This window comes from Microbacterium sp. MMO-35, assembly GCF_037147555.1.
In the GTDB taxonomy this organism is placed as follows: domain Bacteria; phylum Actinomycetota; class Actinomycetes; order Actinomycetales; family Microbacteriaceae; genus Microbacterium.
Genome location: NZ_JBBCVH010000029.1, coordinates 1 through 1,350, shown reverse-complemented (window position 1 = coordinate 1,350; position 1,350 = coordinate 1). Strand labels below are relative to the sequence as shown.

At 65.0% G+C, this 1,350-nt stretch carries 1 protein-coding gene; it reads left to right on the top strand.

Annotated features, from left to right (window positions below):
• The first annotated feature begins 54 nt into the window (after window positions 1-54).
• Window positions 55-1,319, top strand: a protein-coding gene (locus tag WFJ01_RS19005; protein ID WP_336630043.1) for an IS3 family transposase whose coding sequence is annotated in 2 segments (ribosomal slippage) — window positions 55-358 and window positions 358-1,319 — 1,266 coding nt in all. Because the reading frame shifts where the segments join, the coding sequence is not laid out codon by codon here.
• Window positions 1,320-1,350 lie beyond the last annotated feature (31 nt).

Below are 1,350 nucleotides of genomic sequence, written 5' to 3'. Positions count from 1 at the left end.
TGAAGCGCCCTGAGTTTGTTGGAGACTCCTGACCTTGGAAACGAGGATGGGGTTATGCCGAAAGAGCAGACATCAGGGAAGCCGACGACGCGTCGGTATTCGCCGGAGGAGAAGGCCGCTGCGGTCCGAATGGTGCGGACGCTGCGATCCGAGTTGGGGACCGAGCATGGGACGGTGCATCGGGTCGCGTCGCAGCTCGGCTACGGAGTCGAATCCGTCCGGCTTTGGGTCAAACAGGCCGACGTCGATGACGGGGTCGCGCCGGGCGTGAGCACGGCGGATGCTCGTCGGGTGCGAGAGCTTGAGCAGGAGGTCCGAGAGCTGCGTCGGGCCAATGAGATCCTGAAGAGGGCTGCGTCTTTCTTCGGGGCGGAGCTCGACCGCCAACATCGGAAGTAGTCGCGTTCATCGACGCGAACAAGAGCGACGTCATCGAGGGTCGCCCGCTCGGAGTCGAGCCCATCTGCAAGCTGTTGCAGGTAGCTTCGAGCACGTATTACGCCGCGAAGGACCGTGCGCCCTCGGCGCGGGCGATCAGCGATGCCGCGCTCATACCGGCGCTGGTGTCGCTGTGGACCGACAACTATGGCGTCTATGGGGTCCGCAAGCTCTGGAAGACCGCCCGTCGCAGTGGCATCGACATCGGTCGGGATCAGACCGGCCGGCTCATGCGTGCTGCGGGCATCGAGGGCGCGACACGGAGCAAGCGCGTCAAGACGACCAGGCCTGATCCGGCCGCCGCGAGGCACCCGGATCTCGTCAACCGGGAGTTCACCGCGACCGCCCCGAACCGGCTCTGGGTGACCGATCTGACGTTCGTGCCGACGTGGGCGGGCGTCGCGTATGTCTGCTTCATCGTCGACGCGTTCAGCAGGATGATCGTCGGGTGGCGGTGCGCGTCTCACATGCGCACCGAAACGGTCCTCGACGCGATCGAGATGGCGCGCTGGACCCGCGGCACTCACCACGACGATCTCCGGTGTCACAGCGATGCAGGATCTCAATTCACGTCGATTCGCTACGGAGAACGCCTCGCCGAGATCGGCGCCACACCGTCGATTGGGTCCGTCGGCGACAGCTATGACAACGCACTCGCCGAGACGGTGAACGGCTACTACAAAACCGAACTCGTCCGCGGACCCGCACGATCGGGCCCCTGGAGAACCGTCGAGGACCTCGAGCTCGCGACGCTCGGCTGGGTGCACTGGCACAACACGCAGCGCCTCCACGGCTACCTTGGCGACGTCCCACCTGCCGAGTTCGAGCAGGCGTTCTATGCTGTCCAAGCCGACCGCACTCAGCTGGTGGGAATCAAATAGCGCGAGTCTCCATCAGACCCAGGGCGCTTCA